Raw genomic sequence first — 20,707 nt, 5'->3', positions numbered from 1 at the left:
CGGCCGTTTTTTTATTGCATGGCGGTGTTGGCAGCAAACCCGTCGCTGGCGGGCCCTCAGTGATCTTTGCGCGGCGCAATCATGCGTTCACTGCGCCAGACGGCCGGCGGCTGGCCGAACTGCGAAATGAACCAGCGGGTGAATGAACTGGGCATGGAGTAACCGAGCATGTCGGTAATGCGTCCCAGGGAATAGCCGGGGTTCTCCAGGTAGCGAATCACCAGGTCGCGACGCACGATATTGATCAGCTCGCTGAAACTGGCGCCGTCTTCTTCCAGGCGGCGTTGCAGGGTGCGTACGTTCATACCCTGGCTTTGAGCAATTTGCTCAATGGTGGCGCGGCCCATGGGCAGCAGCAGGTAGATGGATTTGCGGACGTCAAATGCCAGCGAGTGATTGCTTTTGCCCTGTAGCGAGTCCAGGTAGCGCTGCGCGTGGCGAGCCATGGCCTCATTGGCCAGAGGGTTGGCAGTGTCAAGGTCGGTGGCGGGGCAAATGATGCCGTTGAACTCACAACCGAACTCCACTTTGCAGCCGAAGATACGCCGGTGCACGGTCAGATCTTCGGGGGCTTCATGGGTGAAGCAGACATTTATCGGGTGCCAGTGCGCGCCAAGCAGGGCCGCGCAAAAACGATACATCACAGCGATGGCCAGTTCGATGGACTGACGGTTACCGGCAGCCACCTCGGTGATCAGTTCCTCGCGAATGATCACCGTCTTGCCGCTTTCCTCAATGAAAATTGCCAGTGAGTCATTGAGCAGGTGCCGGTACTGCACAATCACTTTCAAGGCGTCGCGCAGACTGTTCTGAAGATTGAGCAGCAGGCTCACTTCACCAAAATCCGACAGCTGCCGTAACTCGGCCATGCGCAGGCCAAGGGTTTGGCAACCACTCATTTGCGCTGAGTGCTCCAGCAGACTGACCACCGAACTTGCCGGGATGCGTTGCTTGGGATCGTTGAGAATCGAAGGGCTCAATCCGGCTTGGGCCAGCAGCGCATTGACGTTCAAGCGCAGATGACGGGTCACTTCCAGATAGTTGGTCAGTGCTGCGGATCGGGCTAGAACGGTCATGGGGTGTCTGGCTTCCATTTGCTGACAAATGAGGTCTCGCTACAACGACTGGCTGCCATTTATAGAGGTTTGGTCGTGGAATGAAAAGCGCCTGCGGGTAAAACTCCGGGTTTGATTCCGGGCCCTGTCATCAAAAGAGAAGTGACTGACGCCAAATGTGAAGCGTTGGCAGAAGGCGAAATTTACTGTGCTTCTGGCAAGGGTTCGACGCGTTGGCGAACTGTCCGATGGCTTGTTCAAGGGTGAAAAGAACCATGAGTGAAACCACGATTCTGATTGTTCCGGGCTTGCGTGATCACGTGCCCCAGCACTGGCAGACGTTACTGGCTGCGCGACTGGACAAGGTCCGTTCAGTACCGCCTCTGGAAGACAACAAGCTCAGTCTGGCGGCTCGTGTAGATGCGATTGAGCGTGAGCTTGAGGCGATCAGCGGCCCGGTGATCCTGGTCGCCCACAGCGCCGGTGTACTGATGGTCGCGCATTGGGCGGCCCTCAGTAAGCGCCCGATCAAGGGCGCATTGCTGGCCGCACCGCCAGACCTTGAGGCCGTCTGGCCACTGGGCTATCCAACCTCGCAAAGCCTGCGGGCCAATGGCTGGGACCCTCTGCCAAAAGGCCGGTTGGGGTTCCCCTCGATTGTTGTTGGCAGCACCAATGATCACCTTGCAAGTCTGCCGGCCGTGACCCGCATGGCCCGACAGTGGGGCAGCGAGCTGGTCAATCTCGGGGCTGTCGGCCATCTCAATCCAGCTTCCGGTTACGGCCTGTGGCCACAGGCCGAAGAGTTTATCCGCACGCTGGACCGCTGATCGAGTTACCGCAAAACCGCCTGAAGTCTGCTCCCATCACCGCCAGGACCGGGGTGTGAGCCGTTGTTAAAACCAAAAACAAAAACAAAAAAAAACGGAGACAACGTAATGCACAACACCACAGGTCAAAGCCGCCCGAGTCGCAGCGTACTGACCACTGCCATCCTGCTTGCCTCAATGCCTTGTGCCTATGCTTTCGAACTCACCGATGGTAGCGAAGACTGGGCCGTGCGCTTCGACAACACCCTCAAAGCCAGCTATGGCCAGCGCGTCGAAGGTCAGAACTCGAAGATTGCCGGCACCTCCAACCTCAACGACGGCGACAAGAACTTTGGCGTCGGCAGTGCGGTGAGTCAGCGAGTCGATCTGCTAAGTGAACTGGATGTGGTCTACCAGGGAAAAATGGGCTTTAGGGTCAGCGCCGCAAGCTGGTATGACCATGCTTACGACCATGTCGGTTCAAACTCCAACCCTTTCCCGGGACAAGCGGGCAACGCAGGCAATCTGGTAGCGGCCCGCGCTGCAAACGGTGGCCTGATTCAGCCGGGTGACTCGCTCAATGGACATTCGGCCAGCAGACACGGGCTAAGCAACTATACCGATCGTTATTACAACGGCCCCTCGGGGGAAATCCTCGATGCCTTTGTGTTCTACAGCACTGAAATCGGCGACGAATCGATGCTCAGCGCCAAGCTTGGCAAACACAACGTGTACTGGGGCGAGACCCTGTTCAACGCGGCCAACGGCATCAACTACGGCCAGTCGGCACTGGACATCGCCAAGCTGTATAACGTGCCGGGCACTGAAACCAAAGAATTGTTCCTGCCGCGCAACCAGTTGTCAGTGTCGTTTACGGTCAACCCGGAGCTGACCCTGGGCGCCCAATACTTCCTCGAATTCCAGAACTCCCGCCTGCCCGAAGGCGGCACCTACATGGGCGGCTACGACATGCTGGGGGAGGGCGCGGATGTATTCTGGCTGCCCTTGCCGACCCTGCTGGACGGCTCCGGGGCCTATTACGCGGCGCCACGCGGGCATGATGTAAAACCGCGAAATTCCGGCGACTTCGGTCTGATGGCCAAGTGGAGCCCGCAATGGCTGGACGGCACCCTGGGCTTTTACTACCGCAACACCTCGGACCCGATGCCGGCGGTGCTGATCAATGCACCCAACCTGCACCAGCCGGGTTTGGCGGGCCTGCAAGGCGTCGAGTACATGACAGCCTATGCCGATGACATTGATATCTACGGCATCAGCCTGTCGAAAAGTGTAGGGCCGGTCAGCGTCGGCCTTGACTTGAACTACCGCGAAAACATGCCCCTGGTGAGTAACTTCAGCACGGTCAACTCAACCCTGGATACCCAGGCAGGTGAGGGCCTGATCAACGGCGCCAACATTATCGGCGCCATGCCGGGCAATGGCGAAACCGGGCTGGCCCGAGGCAAGACCTTCCACGTGGTACTCAATGGCCTGGTGACTTTTGGCAAGACAGCGCTCTGGGATGCCTCCTCACTGGCAGTTGAAGGTTCCTTGACCCACCTGGTCAGCGTCGACAAAGGCAAGCAGACATTCAAGGGCGACTCCAGCTACAGGGGCGTCGACAAGGTTGACACCAACGCTTACACCATTGCGGCCAACTTCGCCCCGACCTGGTTCCAGGTCTTCCCGGGTGTCGATATGTCCATGCCGGTTTCCTACAACGTGGGCCTCAAAGGCAACTCTGCGGTGCAGTTGGGTGGCAACGAAGATGCTGGCAGCTACTCGATCGGCGTCGCGGCAGACATCTACCAGAAGTACAAACTCGACCTGAAATACGTCGATTCCTTTGGCCCTTTCGATACCTGCGAAAGCGGGTTTGATAACAACACCCCGGGGGCCAACGGTCTGTACCAGTGCATCCCCGGACAGATCACCTCTCAAGCTGGCCTGTCGCCTTTGCTCAAGGATCGCGGGATGGTCACTGCCTCGTTCAAAGCCACATTCTGACTGACGCTCGAATTATAAAAACAAGTGGAGAGAATTCAGATGAAATTTCTAAGTACTGTGCTCGCAGCTTCTCTGGCCGCCATCATTGCCGGCCAGGCTCAAGCCGGCGTATCGGCGCAAGAGGCCGCAAAACTGGGCACCAGCCTGACGGGAGTGGGCGGCGAAATGGCAGGCAATGCCGATGGTTCGATCCCGGCCTACAAGGGCGGTCTGACCGTCCCCCCTGCCAGCTTCAAAGCCGGTGACAGCATGCGCCCGGACCCCTTTGCCGATGAGAAACCGCTGCTGGTCATCGATGGCAAAAACGTGGATCAGTACAAGGGAATGCTGACCGCTACCACTGTGGAGCTGGCCAGGCGCTACCCGACGTACCGGATCGATGTGTATCCGACCCACCGTACCGTATCGCTGCCTGCGCCGGTGCTGGCCAATACCCTGAAAAACGCCACCGATGCCAAGAGCCTCAACGACGGCCTGGCCATTGATAACGTGCTGCCCGGGGTACCGTTCCCGATTCCGCATTCGGGCAGCGAGGCCATGTGGAACCACCTGTTGCGCTACCTGGGTACCAATCTGAACACCAAGTATGACTCCTGGAACGTTGACGCTGCGGGGGTGCCGACACTGTCCACCACGGCGCTGGCATTCATGAACTATCCGATCTACGAAAACATGTCAAAGCCGGTTGCCAGTACCGACATTTTTTACCAGATGAAGCTGTATTACACCGGCCCTGCGCGTCGTGCGGGTGAAGCCATCATGCTCAGGGATTCTGCCGACCCGTTGACCCAGCCACGCAAGGCCTGGCAGTACCTGCCGGGTCAGCGGCGGGTAAAGCTGGCCCCTGACCTTGCCTATGACACGCCGAACCCCGGCACCGCCGGCGCCAACACCTACGACGATACCTTCGTCTTTATGGGCGCCCTGGACCGTTACGACTGGAAGCTGGTGGGCAAGCAGGAACTGATCGTGCCCTATAACACCTACAAGCTGACCTATGCCAAGGAAGCCGGGCCGCTCACGACCGCCAACCACATTGCCCCGGACTATGTGCGCTGGGAGAAACACCGGGTCTGGGTGGTGGAAGCCACGCTCAAGCCCGGCGCCCGCCACATCTATCACAAACGCCGCTTTTACCTGGATGAAGACAGCTGGATCGCTTTGGCCTCCGACCAATATGACTCCAGCGGCAAGCTCTACCGGGGTGCCTTCACCTTCCTCAGCCAGAGCTACGACAAACAGACCCCGGATACCTCGCCTTTCATGATTTATGACCTGGTCGGGGGCAACTACAACATCAACGGTATCGTCGGCCCGTACGGCGGCATCAAGTACACCAACCCGCTCTCGAAAGTGCAGTGGGCGCCGGACGCCCTGGCCGGGGCCGGGATTCGCTAGGCAGCCGCTCAAAGAAATCCGGGGCCCAAGGCTGTAGTGCCCCGCCAGAGTGACTTCAAGAACGCTGTGTATCTTGAGTTTCCGGCTCCGACAGCGCAGGCACCCAGGTGCTCGCGCTGTTGTTTTCATGGAAGGTGCGGTATGGGTTTGCTTAAAAAGTTCGAACTGGCGCTGCTGTTGCCACTGCTGGCGCTGGTGCCCGGTGGCGCGCATGCCGCCAGTTATGTGGATGTTCTGGACCTGCCATCGGCACCCAGCGCGTTATCCGTACGCAGCCCGCTGGTGGGTATCACCCGTGCAGGTGAGCGTCTGGTGAGCGTGGGACAGCGTGGCCATATTCTTTATTCCGATGATGCTGGCAAGCAATGGACCCAGGCCAGCGTGCCCCTGAGCAGTGATCTGAGTGCGGTGTATTTTCCATCTGCGACACAGGGCTGGGCGGTGGGTAACGATGGTGTCGTGCTGCACAGCAGTGACGCTGGGGTCACCTGGCGCAAGCAATTGGACGGGCACCAGATCGGTGACTTGCTGATCAAGCATTACACCGCGCTGGCCATAGCCGAGCCCGGCAATGAGCAATGGCCATTACTGGTTGCAGAAGGTCAGCGTCTGGCGGCAGAAGGCGCCGACAAACCGCTGCTCGATGTGTGGTTCGCCAACGACAGGCTGGGTTATGTGGTCGGCGTGTTCAACCTGATCCTGCGTACCGAAGACGGAGGCCGCAGCTGGACCCCTTTTCAGGACCGCACCGACAACCCCCAAGGCTTTCACCTCAACGCCATAGCGTCCACCGGCGACGCGCTGTACATCGCCGGTGAGCAGGGGCTGGTGTTGAAATGGGATGAAACCGCGCAGCGTTTCGCGGCCATCCACACACCCTATCAGGGCAGTTTTTTCGGGGTTATCGGCAAACCCGGCGAGGTCATCGTCTACGGCCTGCGGGGCAATGTGTTGCGCAGCAGCGATGGCGGCGCGCACTGGAGTCCGCTCAGCAGTGGCCTGCAAGTCAGCATTACAGCCGCCGTCGTCAATCCCCAGGGGCAGTACGAACTGTTCACCCAGGCCGGGCACGCGTTGCTCAGTCAGGCCGACAGCCCGCGGTTACGCCTGTTGGCGCAGCAGGATATAGCCCCCGTGGCCGGAGCCACCCTGGCTGCCAATGGCTCGCTGGTGGTAGTGGGTAGCCGTGGTGCACAGGCACTGGCCGGCGAATAAGCCATAGAACAATTAGAGCGAGTACCCAGACATGGGCAATATCAAGCAAGACACCATGCCGGTGATCCGCGATCTGCGGGACTTCGACCGCCACTCCGGCAACCTGTTGGAGCGGCTGGTGTTCAACTACCGCCCACTGTTCATGCTACTGATGGCACTGGTCACCGTGCTCCTGGGTTATATGGCGTTGACGCGCCTGGAACTGCGACCCAGTTTCGAAAAAATGATTCCTCAGAGCCAGCCGTACATCCAGAACTACCTGGCAAACCGCCAGTCGTTACGCGGGCTGGGGAACTCGGTACGGGTGGTGGTGGAGAACACCCGGGGCGACATTTTCGATCCCGGTTACCTTGAAGTCCTCAAACAGGTCAACGACCAGCTGTTCATCACTGAAGGTGTTGACCGGGCCTGGATGAAGTCGTTATGGAGCCCCGGTGTACGCTGGACCGAAGTCACCGAGGAAGGCTTTCAGGGTGGCCCGGTGATGCCCGGCACTTATCAAGGCTCGCCCGCAGACATCGCACAACTGCGCCAGAACATCAGCCGGGCCGGGATCGTCGGCAGTCTGGTGGCCAGTGACTACAAATCCAGCATGTTGATCGTACCGCTGCTGGACAAGACCTCCGCCACGGGCAAGGGCGTCAACTATCAGCAATTCTCGCGTTTGCTTGAAGAACAACTGCGGGACAAGATCGAATTCGCCGGTGACAGCGCTGCACGCAAGGCCGGGGAGGAGGGCAAAGGCCAGTACAAGGTGCGGGTCATAGGTTTCGCCAAGCTGATGGGCGATCTGATCGACGGCTTGATTCAGGTCATGATGTTTTTCGGGCTGGCGGTGGTCACTTCCCTGATCATCATCTACCTCTACACCCGCTGTGTTCGCAGCACCTTGCTGGTGGTGGGCTGCTCGCTGATTGCAGTGGTCTGGCAGCTGGGCATTATTGCCTGGCTGGGCTATGCCATTGATCCCTACTCGGTGCTGGTGCCTTTCCTGATTTTCGCCATCGGCGTGTCCCATGCGGCACAGAAAATGAACGGCATCATGCAGGACATCGCCCGCGGCACACACAAATTGATTGCCGCCCGCTATACCTTTCGCCGTCTGTTCATTGCCGGTGTTACAGCCCTGCTGGCCGATGCAGTGGGCTTCGCCGTGCTGATGCTGATCGATATTCCGGTGATACAGGACCTGGCAATCACTGCCAGTATCGGGGTCGCAGTCCTGATATTTACTTCTTTGCTGTTAATGCCCGTCGCGCTGTCTTATATCGGTGTGGGCCGTAAAGCCGCCGAGCGGGCCCTTGAAATCGAAACCCGGGCCACCGGCCATAAAGGCTTCGGCAAAATGTGGGACCTGCTGGACCGCTTCACCACTGGCAAGTGGGCAACCGGTGCGGTGCTGGTGGCGCTGCTTATGGGGGGCATTGGTTTTGTGGTCAGCCTGCAACTGAAAATAGGCGACCTTGACAGCGGTGCCCCGGAGCTGCGCGCAGACTCGCGCTACAACCTCGACAACGCCTACATCACCCGCCATTACGCGCTGTCCAGCGATCTGTTTGCGGTCATGATAAAAACCGCCCCGGAAGGTTGCCTGAACTACCAGACACTGATTCTTGCCGATCGTCTGGCATGGGAGCTGCAGCAGTCCCCTGGGGTGCAGGCCACTTCTTCGCTGGTAAACGCGGTACGCCAGATCACTGCCGGTTCCTATGAAGGCAATCCCAAGCTCAACAGCATCCAGCGCAACCAGGACGTGCTCAACTATGCCGCCCAGCAGGCTTCGGTGAATTCCCCGGAGTTGTTCAACACCGATTGTTCGCTGATGCCCGTGATCGCTTTTCTCAAAGACCACAAGGCCGAGACCCTGGACGCCGTCGTGGCCATTGCCGACAAATTCGCCAGGGAAAACAGCACCCCGCAGCGTCAGTTCCTGCTGGCAGCCGGTACTGCCGGCATAGAAGCGGCGACCAATATCGTGGTGCGCGAAGCCAACCGCACCATGCTGCTTTATGTCTACGCCGCGGTAACCCTGTTCTGCCTGATTACCTTCCGCAGTTGGCGGGCCACGCTGGTGGCCTTGCTGCCGCTGGTGCTGACCTCAATCCTCTGCGAAGCGTTGATGGTGGTCATGGGCATCGGGGTGAAGGTTGCCACCTTGCCGGTGATTGCCCTGGGTGTGGGGATCGGCGTGGATTACGCGCTGTACTTGCTCAGCGTGCAGCTGCATCACCAGCGTCAGGGCCTGTCACTGTCCGATGCCTACCGTAAAGCGGTGTCATTCACCGGCCGGGTCGTGGGACTGGTGGGCATCACCCTGGCGGCAGGGGTGGTGAGCTGGGTCTGGTCACCGATCAAATTCCAGGCAGACATGGGCATCCTGCTGACCTTCATGTTCCTGTGGAACATGCTTGGCGCGCTGATTCTCATTCCTGCCCTGTCGTACTTCCTGTTGCGCGGTCCTGCGCTGAGTCGTCGCACTGCCCCCGACGAGCCGGCGGTACACCTCAGCGAGACCGACAACCCCAAAAAACAGGGCATGCGTCGTGCCCTGTCACTGACTGAGTAAGCCAACCATGTCTGACTACAAAGCTCCCCTGCGCGACATGCGCTTCGTGCTCAATGAGGTTTTCCAGGTGTCCCGGTTGTGGGACCGACTGCCCGGCATGTCCGGGGTCGTGGATGAAGAGACCGCTGCCGCCATCCTGGAAGAGGCGGGTAAGATCAGCGCCGGGATCATCGCCCCGCTGCGCCAGAAAGGGGATGAGCAAGGCTGCGCCTGGAACAATGGCGCAGTACAGGCGCCCGAGGGGTTTCAGGCGGCCTATCAGACTTTCGCTGAAGGTGGCTGGGTCGGTCTGGGCGGCGACCCGCGTTACGGCGGGATGGGCATGCCCAAGGCCATCAGTGCCCAGGTTGAAGAAATGGTCAACGCGGCCAACCTGTCGTTCGGTCTCTACCCGATGCTCACCGCCGGCGCCTGCCTGTCGCTCAATGCCCATGCCAGCGAAGCGCTGAAAGAAAAGTACCTGCCCAACATGTATGCCGGCCTCTGGAGCGGCTCCATGTGCTTGACCGAGGCCCATGCCGGCACCGATCTGGGCCTGTTGCGTACCAGAGCCGAGCCCCGGGACGATGGCAGTTATGCCATCAGCGGCAGCAAGATTTTCATCACCGGCGGTGAGCACGACCTGACCGAGAACATCATTCACCTGGTACTGGCCAGACTGGCGGATGCACCCGCCGGGCCAAAAGGCATTTCACTGTTTCTGGTGCCCAAGATACTGGTCAATGCCGACGGGACGCTGGGCGAGCGCAACTCACTGTCTTGCGGCTCCATCGAACACAAGATGGGCATCAAGGCGTCCGCGACCTGCGTGATGAACTTCGACCAGGCGACCGGCTGGCTGGTCGATGCGCCCAACAAAGGGCTGGCAGCGATGTTCACCATGATGAATTACGAGCGGCTGGGTGTCGGCATTCAAGGCCTGGCGCAGGGCGAACGCTCTTATCAAAGTGCCATCGACTATGCCCGTGAGCGCCTGCAAAGCCGCGCCCCGACGGGCGCACAGAATAGCGAAAAGACCGCCGATCCAATTATCGTGCACCCGGATGTGCGGCGCATGCTGCTGACCATGAAGGCCCTGAACGAAGGCGGACGAGCATTCTCCAGTTATGTGGCCCTGCAACTGGACACCGCCAAATACAGTCAGGACCCGCCCGCCCGGCTGCGAGCAGAACAACTGGTGTCATTGCTGACTCCGGTTGCCAAGGCGTTTCTCACCGACATGGGCCTGGAAGCCACTCTGCACGGGCAGATGATTTTCGGCGGCCATGGCTATATCCGCGAGTGGGGCCAGGAGCAACTTGTACGTGACGTGCGGATCACCCAGATCTACGAAGGCACCAATGGCATTCAGGCGCTGGACCTGACAGGGCGCAAGATTGTCGGCAGTGGCGGGGCACTGTACCGGCTGTTTGCCGATGAAATTCGCCAGTTCAGCGCAACCGCCAGTGCTGACCTGGCCGAGTTCACCAAGCCGCTCAACGCGGCCGTGGACAACCTCGACGAGCTGACCGCCTGGTTACTGGACCGGGCCAGGAACAACCCGAATGAAGTGGGCGCGGCTTCAGTCGAATACCTGCAAGTGTTCGGCTACACCGCCTACGCCTACCTGTGGGCGCGTATGGCCCAGGTGGCCCTGGAAAAACACACCGAAGATGATTTTTACGCCAGCAAGCTGGGCACCGCACGTTTTTACTTTGCCCGCCTGCTGCCACGCATTGAATCACTGAGTTCATCGGTCAAGTCGGGCAGCGAAAGTCTCTATCTGCTGGATGCCGTGCAGTTCTGAGGCACGTCTAAATAAAGAATCAGGAATTTCCATAATGCTTAAAACAAAAATAATTCCACCAGCAGATGGCGCCTATACCTACCCGCTATTGATCAAGCGCCTGCTACTGTCGGGCGCTCGCTATGAGCCGGGCAATGAAATCGTCTACGCCGACAAACTGCGTTACAGCTACAAGACCCTGAACCAGCGTATCCACCGACTGGCCAACGCCCTGACCGCTGCCGGAGTCAAGGCCGGGGATACGGTCGCCATGCTTGACTGGGATAGCCACCGCTACCTGGAATGTTTTTTTGCGGTGCCCATGATTGGCGCAGTGCTGCACACGGTCAACATTCGCCTTTCTCCGGATCAGGTGCTCTACACCATGAATCACGCCGAGGACGACCTGGTGCTGGTGCATGATGATTTCTTGCCCTTGATTGAGCAGATCCAACCCGCTCTGACCAGGGTCAAAGGCTTTATCCGCCTCACTGACGACCAGCCTCGGCGCACCGACCTGCCGCTGTTGGGCGAATATGAAAGCCTGCTGGCGCAGGCGGCTACCGATTACGATTTCCCCGACTTTGACGAAAATTCGGTGGCGACGATTTTCTACACCACGGGCACCACAGGTGCCCCTAAAGGTGTGTATTTCACCCATCGTCAGTTGGTGCTGCATACCTTGAATGCCGTGGGAGCCATGGGCAGTTACCAGAGCTTGCCGCTGGTACGTTCCGATGACGTTTATATGCCGATCACGCCGATGTTCCACGTTCATGCCTGGGGGGTGCCTTATGTGGCGACGCTGATGGGTATCAAGCAGGTGTACCCCGGCCGTTACGAACCCAACAGTCTGGTCAGGCTGTTCCGGGAAGAAAAGGTCACGTTCTCCCATTGCGTACCCACTGTTTTACAAATGATCCTGAGTTGCGAGGAGGCGGTTAATACCCGCTTTGACAGCTGGAAAATGCTTCTGGGGGGCAGCGCCCTGACCCTGGCAATCGCCAGCCAGGCGAGCGCCAAAGGCATTCAGGTACACAGCGGGTACGGTATGTCAGAAACCTGCCCGATGCTCTGCACCAGCTACCTGAACGCAGCAGAAATTGAGCACTCCACGCAAACCCGACTCAGCCAGCGCATTAAAACCGGAATGCCGATACCGATGGTCGACCTGAAGATCATCGATGGCAGCGGCCATGCCGTTGCCCACAATGGAGAGTCTTTGGGCGAAATAGTGGTGCGTGCACCCTGGCTGACCCAGGGCTATTTGAAGGAACCTGAAAAAGGCGCCGAACTGTGGCAGGACGGCTGGCTGCACACCGGCGACCTGGCCTCCATCGACCCCCAGGGCCGGGTGGAAATCAAAGACCGGATCAAGGATGTGATTAAAACCGGCGGCGAGTGGATCAGTTCCCTGGATCTGGAGAACCTGATCAGTGAACACGCGTCGGTGATAGCGGTGGCCGTGGTGGGTGTAGCGGATGAGCAGTGGGGCGAACGGCCGATGGCCCTGGTGGTATGCGAGCCCGGGCAGTACGTCGATCAACCCATGCTTGAGGTCCACCTGCAGCAGTTCGTGGCCTGTGGCCGCATCAACAAATGGGCGATACCCAAACAGTTCGACTTTGTGGTTGAAATTCCCAAGACCAGTGTGGGCAAGATCAACAAAAAGCTGATCCGCGAAAGCCTGTTGACCTGACGCAAAAAGCCCCTGTGCCACGGCGCAGGGGCGTTACCTTGGCGGGGGGCTGATGCTCGCCATCTACGGCAATCACCGCCCCCGGCTCCTTGTTGCAGTTTGGCTCAGATCACTTCAATCCGGGTTTTACCCGCGGCAACCAGACGCTCCAACAGCGGCGCCGGCTGGAACCACATCTGCCCATAAGCGCCCAGGCTCTGGCGATAGTGGCGGATTCCCTCAAGCACCACATCCAGACCAAGGGTCCGTGCATAGTGCAAGGGGCCGCCTCGCCAGGCCGGAAAGCCATAGCCGTTGATCCATACCAGATCGATATCACCGCTGCGTTGCGCGATACCTTCATCCAGCAGCGCAATCCCTTCGTTGATAAGCATGAACATGCAGCGATCATGGATTTCCTGATTGCTGATGACACGCCGGGTGATCCCCAGGCCCCAGGCGATATTTTCAGCCAGAGCAGTCAACTCCGGATTCTCCACAGGTTCTCGGCCCTGATAGTGGTAGAAGCCACTGGCGGTTTTTTGCCCGTAGTGCCCCAGGTCATACAGCGCGTCGGCGATTTTGCAGTAGCCCGGGTCCTGCCGGATCTGCTCGCGCCGCGACTCGCGGATCAGGTAGCTGACGTCGATCCCGGCCAGGTCATGCATGGCCAGCACCCCCATGGCCAGCCCCAGATCAGTCAGCACCTTGTCTATCTGGGCTACGGTTGCGCCTTCCAGCAGCAGGCGATGGGCTTCCCGGGAGTAGGGCTCGAGCATGCGGTTGCCAATAAAGCCAAAGCACACCCCGGACACCACCGGGATTTTGCCGATACGGGCGGCGATGCTTAGCGTGGTTGCCAGGGTATCGGCTGCGGTGGCTTGCCCGCGAACCACTTCAAGCAGACGCATGACATTCGCCGGGCTGAAGAAGTGCAGGCCAATCACGTCTTGCGGGCGTCGAGTGACCGCAGCGATGGCATCCACGTCCAGGGTCGAGGTGTTACTGGCCAGGATTGCCCCCGGTTTGCACACTTCGTCCAGGGTGCGGAAGACCTGCTGCTTGATGGCCAGGCTTTCGAATACCGCTTCGATGACCAGGTCAGCATCACTGATCTCGGCATAGTCGAGGGTGCCGTGCAGCAGTTCCATGCGCTGTTCCAGTTGCGCCTCGGTCAGTTTTCCGCGTTTGACGCCAGTCTGATAATTAGTGCGAATCTGCCGTAAGCCGCGGTCCAGCGCCTCAGCCTTGAGCTCCAGCAAAGCAACCGGAATTCCGGCGTTGGCAAAACACATGGCAATCCCGCCGCCCATGGTACCTGCGCCAATGATCGCTACCCGGTGAACGGGACGAATCGGCGTCTGCAGGTTTACCCCGGGCTGTGTGCCGAGGTCGCCCTCGGCAGCATGAACGTGGCGCAAAGCCTCGGACTGGCTTGATCCCTCGAGCTGCCGGAACAGCCCGGCCTCGAACGCCAACCCTTCGGCCAGCGGTAAATTGCAGGCGGCTTCAAGGGCCGCCAGCGCCTGTTGCGGGGCTGGCTGACCTTGCCAGCGATGTTTATTGGCGCTGCGGTATTGCTGGAAATAATGCGCAGGCAGTTCGCTGGCCGGGTCGGGCCATGGCGGTGACGGTTGGGCAGGTGCCTGGGCCGCAAGCAGTTCATGGGCCCACTCACTGGCCTCAGCGAGCAAGGTCTCGGGGCTTTGGGCCAGGCGATCGAGCAGACCGGCTTGCAGTGCATGCCGAGCATTGACGGGCCGCCCGTAGAGGATCATTTCCAGAGCTTGCGCAGCGCCTACCAGGCGCGGCAAACGCTGAGTACCACCGGCACCGGGAATCAACCCCAGGTTGATCTGCGGCAGGGCGAAACGGGCACCCGGCTCACTGATGCGATAGCCACAGGCAAGTGCCAGTTCCAGGCTGCCCCCCAGCGCCATGCCACTGATTGCGGCAATCAGTGGCTTGTTCAATTGCGTCATGCGCAGCAGTACATCGCCCAGGGAGGGGCTGGCGAATGGCGCCAGAGTACCGGACTCATTGATATCCGCCCCCGCACCAAAGGGCACGCCGTGACCGTAGACAATGATTGCCCGTACCTCCCCGTCGGCCACTGCACGCTCGATGGCCTGCAGCAGTTCGCTGCGCAGCCTCTGGCCTAGGGCATTGACGGGGGCATGGGCCAGGCCGATCAGGGCCAGTTGCCGGTCTACCTGAAAGTGGATCAGGGCACTCATGGCGCCTCCTTTGAAGACAAAGAGGCAACGTCATGCAAGGTGCTCATATCGATCACGAAACGGTATTTCACATCGTTGCTCTGCAGGCGCTCAAAAGCGCTGTTGATGTCCTGCATGGCAATCATTTCGCAGTCGGGCAGGACCTGATGTTCGGCGCAGAAATCCAGCAATTCCTGAATCGCCTGAATTCCGCCGATCAGCGAGCCCACCAGACTGCGGTTATTGCGTATCAGCAAGCCGCCATGAATGGGCTCCAGCGGTTCTATGGCGCCCACCAGCACCAGCACCCCGTTGCGTCCCAGCAGCATCAGGTAGGGGTTGACGTCGTGCCGGCGAGGAATGGTGTCGATGATGAATTCAAATGAATTGGCCGCTTTGGCCATCCCTGGCGTATCACTGGAGAGCAGCACCTGCCTGGCGCCCAGGGCGCGGGCGTCATCCGCCTTGCCGGCCGAGGTGGTAATCACGGTGACATCGGCGCCCAGGGCTGTGGCCAGTTTTACGGCCATATGCCCCAGCCCGCCAAGCCCGACCACCGCAACCTTCGACCCTTTGCCCACGCCGTAGCGGCGCATAGGGTTCCAGACGGTGATGCCCGCGCACAACAAAGGGGCTGCGTAGCGCGGATCAAGATTTTCCGGCATGCGCAGCACAAACGGCTCACGAACCACAATATGTTCGGCATAGCCGCCATAGGTGATCTCGCCGGTCTGCCGGTCTTTGCCGTTATAGGTGGTCGTAGGGCCGTGGACACAGAGTTGTTCTTGATGCTCGGCGCAGGGTGCGCACTGCAGGCAACTGTCAACCTGACAACCGACAGCCACCCGGTCACCGACTTTGAAGCGGCTCACCTTGAGGCCTGTGTCTGTGACATAACCCACAATTTCGTGGCCCGGCACGCAGGGATAAACCGTGTTGTTCCAGTCGTTGTGAACCTGATGAGCATCGGAGTGGCACACACCGCAAAAAGCGATCGCGATGGCAATGTCATCATCGCGCAAGGCCCGCCGCTGGAAGCGAAACGGGGTAAGAGCGCAATGTGCATCCAGAGCAGCAAAACCCAGGCAAGTAGTCATGGCAATGTCCTGTGAAAATCGACAGGCCCCCACAGCCTTGACTGTGGAGGCTGTGGTGGTTAGATCGAGGGGCGTAGCCAGGGAGCCGGGCTGGTTTGCGGTGAAGCAATCTGGTTGACGATCCACTTGCCCATCCGCCGCAGCGGCTCGATGGCATCCTGGGGACCGGCCCATTTGAGCCCTGCGGCGTAGCCCAGCGAGACAATTCGCTGGGCACCATACAAGGGCAATATGTCCTTGAGCTCCTCCTTGATACTTTCCGGGTAGACGCCAACTGTCTGGGTATAGGCATCCACCGCTTCGAGCATTTCGCTCAGCTCGTCAACGGGCACCAGATTGGCTGTGCGATCGTCCAGACGTGCAGCAAAGGACACCGGCTCCGCCAGCTGGGAACAGATCACCGAACCTTCGCCGTCCTTTCCGCCAATCACTTGATACCAGTCATCACTCAGGCGCAGTGCATCGACTTCGGCCTTGAGGCCCGGGTCGTAACTTTTGGGCGCGGTACTGATGGTATTGGGCAGGGTCTGCATGGCGTCGTAAACATAGCGGCCGAAGGTGTTCAACTGCGCCAGGCCGGCCTCATCGGTACCGCTCTGTACATAGACCACGCGGGCGCACACACAGGCCTTCTGGTTTAGCGCGCCAATGTCGCAGGCCAGGCGCACGGCGGCCTCACGCATGCTTTGCTCACTGTCGAAAGTGGCCTTGCCGATGATGCTGGCGCTGCGTTTGGGATCCAGGGAAATCAGTTCAAGACCCGGCTGGATATAGCGCGTGACATGCTTCATTGAGGCAAAACCGCCCCACGCGACGATTTTTTCCAGGTTCTGAGGCTGGTAAAGACGCTCCTCAAAAGCCTGATCGCCACCTTTCCAGTACGCGACACTCAAGTGCCGGGTCAGCGGATGGTCAGGCGCCATGTCGACCATGGTGCGGGCGATGGCCAATGCCGTGAACGGATCATTGGAAGGCGCTTTGATGATCGCATCGCTGCGCAACACCATATTGCGGATGATGGTCAGCAGCGATAGCCCGGTCGCATTGCCCGCGACGATATGCAGGGTGCGGGCGCCGAAGCAGCGTACTTCCAGCTCGGTGCCGTCGATCAAGCGCTGCCTGACCCAGCCTTCAAGGTATTTGATGCCCACGGACAGCTCGACCTGCTCGGTGATCGCTTCTCGAGTGAGCATATGGCGCAGTCCCATATAGCTGCTTTTGACCATTGTCGGGGTCACCGGGGCGGTCAGGTAAGACAGCTCGCAGGCTTCCTGCAGGTAGGGATTGGTGTCGAACTCCAGGCGTTCACCGAGGGCCTGGGTGTACTCCAGGATATCTTCGAATGTGAGGCTGTACAGGTCGGCCAGTCTGGCCGGATTGCCCAGCGGCAACTGGTCGATGTAGCAGTGTGCATCAGGGGTGCGAAAGATCAGATCACCGCCCCGGCCACCCACGTCGATCAGGTTGTCGGTGATGATCTGACCGCGAATGATCATTGGCGCAACAGGCTTGTTCATGGGGTTAGCCCTCCAGGGTATTGAGAAAGTCCATCGCCTGGCGATGAGAGTCTTCTGTGGCGGCACAGGTGATCTTGTCGTCGCCGCCAGTCAGTTCGCTGTAACGCTGAATGGCCCCGACCACGTAGTAGCTGGGTCGGCCGCACGCGCAGGGTTGGTCCCACTCGATGGTGATCTCGTCGCCGGTGATAAAACCGCCCCAGCGGATCTCCGCGCCGAGGTCAAAGAACGCCGCGCGGCCGGTTACTCGGCCATGGCGGGGCAGTGGCCGGCTGGTTTGCGGGTCAAGCAGGTAAGGGATGACCGTGGGGGCAAAGTGGAAGTGCCCGGCTTCACAGCGCGGGTGGGCGCCGCCGACGACTTCGGACATTGCATAGGACTCATTGATCCGCCGGGCCCCGGTGAACCGCAGCACGTCATCGCGCCACCCTTCGGGTTGCACCACGCCCTTGCCACCCCCCGAGGTATGGATAAATGAATCAGGGTCGAACACAGCTTCAAGGCCACGCTCCAGGCCTGCTTTGGCCATGCTGTGCAACAGGTTCCAGGTTGCAGCGATGTATACCCGCTTGCCCCGGAGTTCAGTGGACATCTGATCAAAAAAAGCCGCCAGGTGCTGCGGCATTTCGGCCTGCAACTGGTCAAAGGCCTGCTTCTTGGCCTGCAGTTGCGGGCTGATTTCCAGACGATCAAGGGTGCCCTTGGACTGTGCTGCACGCAGCCTGGCGCCAAGATGAAGCACATCGCTACTGAGGGTGGCCGGGTATGCCGCATGAAACCTTGATTCGTGCCCCAGCAACGCTGGAATCATCGCTTCGTGGACCCGCACATGGCTCAGGTAGCCCTTGCGGTAGTACGGGTAAATGGTGTGCAGGTCGGGCAGGGGCGTATCCGGCCCCTGCATGTTGTGCACATTCATTTTGCGTAGCTGGGCAAATTTCTCCCATTCACGCACGGCGTGGGGCAGGAACGAGAGGGTCCCGGACGTACCGGAAGTGTGGCTGATGCGCAGTTGCGGCACGGCCTCGTCCATGACTTCGAACCAGTCGTCCAGCCCCTCACAGCCACTGACGTTGACCGCCGCAATGGCCTGGGCAAGCTCTGAGGTGACGAGCTTGCCCAGCCACTTGTTGATTTGGCCAAAGTTACGTTTTTCCAGGAGCGACGGCGGGTACGACTTGTACACGGTGTGCTCGAACAACAGAGGAACCACGTCATTGATGTGCAAGACATGATTCACGCCTTCGCCATCGGCGAGCTTCTTGAGGACCGGTATCCGGTCGCGAAGCATTGCAAAGCGCTGCTTTAACCCGCACAGCTGAATCGCGTCGATTTCGGTGCGGGGGAGCATGTCCCAGGCCTGTTGGGAATAGGCGGTCAACTCTGCCGGACTGTTAAGCAATAGCCGGGTTTTTTGTTCTATCGACAGCTGTGAAGTAGGCATGGTCTGGCTCGCTACTCGACTCGTAAACCGGCAATGCCGGAGGAGGATGTGGCTCAAGTATGGGCAGACTGGATGGGCTTTTGTTCCGTATACAGGCGATCGATATATCGACCTAACTAGCTGATATAAAACATGAAAAAACTATTCATCGAGGTGCTTTCCAGGACTGATTCCGGATTCCCGGCGAAGACTGTTTTTGCCCGCTGTGCAGTGGCCCGGCTGCAATACACTGGGTTTTCCCCACGCTCGGGTGAGGGCATTTGCCCCTGAGTGATGTGCTTTGCAAGCAACAACAAAAACTGGACGCTACACACCTATTTGTGAGGCCTTTATGTTGAAAATGGTATTTCAGACCACCGCATCAATGATCATCGAGCGGGGCGCCGCAACTCGGCTCGCCGAGCATGTACAGGCCATGGGCTGCACATCGGTACTGGTGGTGACCGATGCCGGGGTTATCGCGGCACGCTTGCTGGATGCAGTGCTCGCCAGCTTCGAGAACAGCCCCGTCGCCGTCAGGGTATTTTCCCAGGTACAGGCCGACCCGCCGGAGTCGGTGATTCAGATTGCTGTAGACGTGGCCAAAGCCTGTGCTGCTGATTGTGTGCTGGGGCTGGGGGGAGGGAGTTCGCTGGATGTCGCCAAGCTGGTGGCACTGCTGGCCTGCAGCGGTGAGCACCTGGCCCAGGTCTATGGCATTAACCAGGCCAAAGGCCCGCGCTTGCCGTTGATTCTGGTGCCCACCACGGCAGGGACGGGCTCGGAGGTGACCCCGGTATCGGTGGTGACCACCGGCGAAGGTCAGAAAAACGTGGTGTATTCGCCGCTGCTGCTGCCTGACCTGGCGATACTGGACGCCGAACTGACCCTTGGCCTGCCGCCCCATGTCACTGCCGCCACCGGCATTGATGCCATGGTCCACGCCGTCGAGGCCTACACCAGCAAGGATCTGAAAAACCCGATCTCCGACTGCCTGGCTCGCGAAGCCCTGCGTTTGTTGTCCACCAGCCTGTTCAAGGCCTGCCAGGACGGCAGCAATCTGCAAGCGCGGGAAAATATGCTGCTCGGCGCATGCCTGGCAGGCATGGCGTTCGCCAACTCACCGGTGGCGGCAGTGCACGCCCTGGCCTATCCCCTTGGCGCACATTTTCATGTGCCCCACGGGCTTTCCAATGCGCTGGTGCTGGGGCCGGTGATGCGCTTCAACCTTGAGGCGGTCGCACCTTTGTATGCGCAACTGGCCGATATTGTGCTGCCCGGCCTCAATGGCAGTGACAGGGAAAAAGCCATGGCATTGGCCGACTACCTGGGGGCGTTGGCCGGTGAGTTGGGGCTGGCGACCCGCCTGCGCGACCTGGGCATTACCGAGTCTGATATCGAGTTGCTAGTGACTGATGCCATGAAGCAGACCCGCCTGCTGGGCAATAATCCCCGGCCCGTCAGCGAGCAAGACGTACGCGCGATTTACAGGGGCATTCTGTGAACAACAAGGTCGAACGTGCGCACCGCGAAGAGTTTCGCCGGTTTACCCAGATGCCTACACGCTGGGGCGACCATGACTCCTATGGACATGTAAACAACGTGGTCTATTACTCTTACTGTGAGTCGGCAATCACGGCCTATCTGGTGGAGCAAGGCACTCTGGACATCGCCCACAGTCCCGTCGTCGGGCTGATTGTCAATTCAGGCTGCACGTACTTCTCATCCCTGTGTTTTCCCGACCGGATCAGTGTCGGAATGAAAATATCGCGGCTGGGCAACAGCAGTGCGCGATACGAACTGGGCCTGTTTCGCAACGACGAACCGCTGGCCTGTGCAGCAGCCCATATCGTCTATGTCTACGTCGATCGGGCCAGCAATACCCCTGTAACCATTCCACCGACGGTACGTGCAGTACTCGCACGACTCACTGACTAAAGGAGCCGGCTCGTACATACTCC

At 59.5% G+C, this 20,707-nt stretch carries 14 protein-coding genes; 9 read left to right on the top strand and 5 right to left on the bottom strand.

The features are described 5' to 3' along the window. Positions 1 to 56 precede the first annotated feature (56 nt). Positions 57 to 1,076 (bottom strand): AraC family transcriptional regulator, encoded by a 1,020-nt coding sequence (locus WG29040_RS00870; protein WP_003445555.1) that lies wholly within the window; start codon positions 1,074 to 1,076, stop codon positions 57 to 59. 254 nt (positions 1,077 to 1,330) lie between these two features. On the opposite strand from WG29040_RS00870, the gene WG29040_RS00865 reads away from it, so the two are divergent. The 7 genes from WG29040_RS00865 (at position 1,331) to WG29040_RS00835 (ending at position 12,514) form a co-directional block, all read left to right on the top strand. Then, positions 1,331 to 1,885: an alpha/beta hydrolase gene (locus tag WG29040_RS00865; protein ID WP_010656499.1), complete on the top strand. Its 555-nt coding sequence runs from the start codon at positions 1,331 to 1,333 to the stop codon at positions 1,883 to 1,885. A gap of 108 nt (positions 1,886 to 1,993) precedes the next feature. Next, positions 1,994 to 3,871 (top strand): DUF1302 domain-containing protein, encoded by a 1,878-nt coding sequence (locus WG29040_RS00860; protein ID WP_003445558.1) that lies wholly within the window; start codon positions 1,994 to 1,996, stop codon positions 3,869 to 3,871. A 39-nt stretch (positions 3,872 to 3,910) separates the two neighbouring features. Then, on the top strand, positions 3,911 to 5,269 hold the full coding sequence (locus WG29040_RS00855) for a DUF1329 domain-containing protein (RefSeq protein WP_003445560.1): 1,359 nt from the start codon (positions 3,911 to 3,913) through the stop codon (positions 5,267 to 5,269). 141 nt (positions 5,270 to 5,410) lie between these two features. Then, positions 5,411 to 6,484 (top strand): YCF48-related protein, encoded by a 1,074-nt coding sequence (locus tag WG29040_RS00850; protein ID WP_127195394.1) that lies wholly within the window; start codon positions 5,411 to 5,413, stop codon positions 6,482 to 6,484. A 31-nt stretch (positions 6,485 to 6,515) separates the two neighbouring features. Continuing rightward, entirely contained in the window at positions 6,516 to 9,050 is a 2,535-nt protein-coding gene (locus WG29040_RS00845) for an RND family transporter (RefSeq protein WP_127195393.1), read from the top strand. A gap of 7 nt (positions 9,051 to 9,057) precedes the next feature. Next, positions 9,058 to 10,836: an acyl-CoA dehydrogenase C-terminal domain-containing protein gene (locus tag WG29040_RS00840; protein WP_127195392.1), complete on the top strand. Its 1,779-nt coding sequence runs from the start codon at positions 9,058 to 9,060 to the stop codon at positions 10,834 to 10,836. Between the two features lie 34 nt (positions 10,837 to 10,870). Further along, positions 10,871 to 12,514: a fatty acid--CoA ligase gene (locus tag WG29040_RS00835; protein ID WP_010656494.1), complete on the top strand. Its 1,644-nt coding sequence runs from the start codon at positions 10,871 to 10,873 to the stop codon at positions 12,512 to 12,514. 104 nt (positions 12,515 to 12,618) lie between these two features. On the opposite strand, the gene WG29040_RS00830 is transcribed toward WG29040_RS00835, so the two are convergent. The 4 genes from WG29040_RS00830 to WG29040_RS00815 are packed head-to-tail and all read right to left on the bottom strand — an operon-like array spanning position 12,619 to position 18,767. Further along, complete coding sequence (locus tag WG29040_RS00830; RefSeq protein ID WP_127195391.1) at positions 12,619 to 14,730, bottom strand: 3-hydroxyacyl-CoA dehydrogenase NAD-binding domain-containing protein; 2,112 nt, start codon at positions 14,728 to 14,730, stop codon at positions 12,619 to 12,621. Then, positions 14,727 to 15,806 (bottom strand): NAD(P)-dependent alcohol dehydrogenase, encoded by a 1,080-nt coding sequence (locus tag WG29040_RS00825; protein WP_127195390.1) that lies wholly within the window; start codon positions 15,804 to 15,806, stop codon positions 14,727 to 14,729. The genes WG29040_RS00830 and WG29040_RS00825 overlap by 4 nt, the downstream gene beginning before the upstream one ends. A gap of 59 nt (positions 15,807 to 15,865) precedes the next feature. Beyond that, positions 15,866 to 17,323 carry an acyl-CoA reductase gene (locus WG29040_RS00820; protein ID WP_127195389.1) on the bottom strand — a complete coding sequence of 486 codons (1,458 nt, stop codon included), beginning with the start codon at positions 17,321 to 17,323 and terminating at the stop codon, positions 15,866 to 15,868. A 4-nt stretch (positions 17,324 to 17,327) separates the two neighbouring features. Beyond that, positions 17,328 to 18,767 (bottom strand): hypothetical protein, encoded by a 1,440-nt coding sequence (locus WG29040_RS00815; RefSeq protein WP_127195388.1) that lies wholly within the window; start codon positions 18,765 to 18,767, stop codon positions 17,328 to 17,330. Positions 18,768 to 19,098: 331 nt separating this feature from the next. Between WG29040_RS00815 and WG29040_RS00810 the strand changes: the two genes are divergently transcribed. After that, positions 19,099 to 20,250 carry an iron-containing alcohol dehydrogenase gene (locus tag WG29040_RS00810; RefSeq protein ID WP_127195387.1) on the top strand — a complete coding sequence of 384 codons (1,152 nt, stop codon included), beginning with the start codon at positions 19,099 to 19,101 and terminating at the stop codon, positions 20,248 to 20,250. Continuing rightward, positions 20,247 to 20,684 carry a thioesterase family protein gene (locus WG29040_RS00805; protein WP_010656489.1) on the top strand — a complete coding sequence of 146 codons (438 nt, stop codon included), beginning with the start codon at positions 20,247 to 20,249 and terminating at the stop codon, positions 20,682 to 20,684. Before WG29040_RS00810 ends, WG29040_RS00805 begins: the two co-directional genes overlap by 4 nt. The last annotated feature ends 23 nt before the right edge of the window (positions 20,685 to 20,707 follow it).

It is taken from the genome of Pseudomonas sp. PAMC 29040 (assembly GCF_003994535.1).
Lineage (GTDB): Bacteria > Pseudomonadota > Gammaproteobacteria > Pseudomonadales > Pseudomonadaceae > Aquipseudomonas > Aquipseudomonas paraversuta.
The sequence above is the reverse complement of the archived record's forward strand: the minus strand, read 5'-3'. Positions and strand labels throughout refer to the sequence as shown.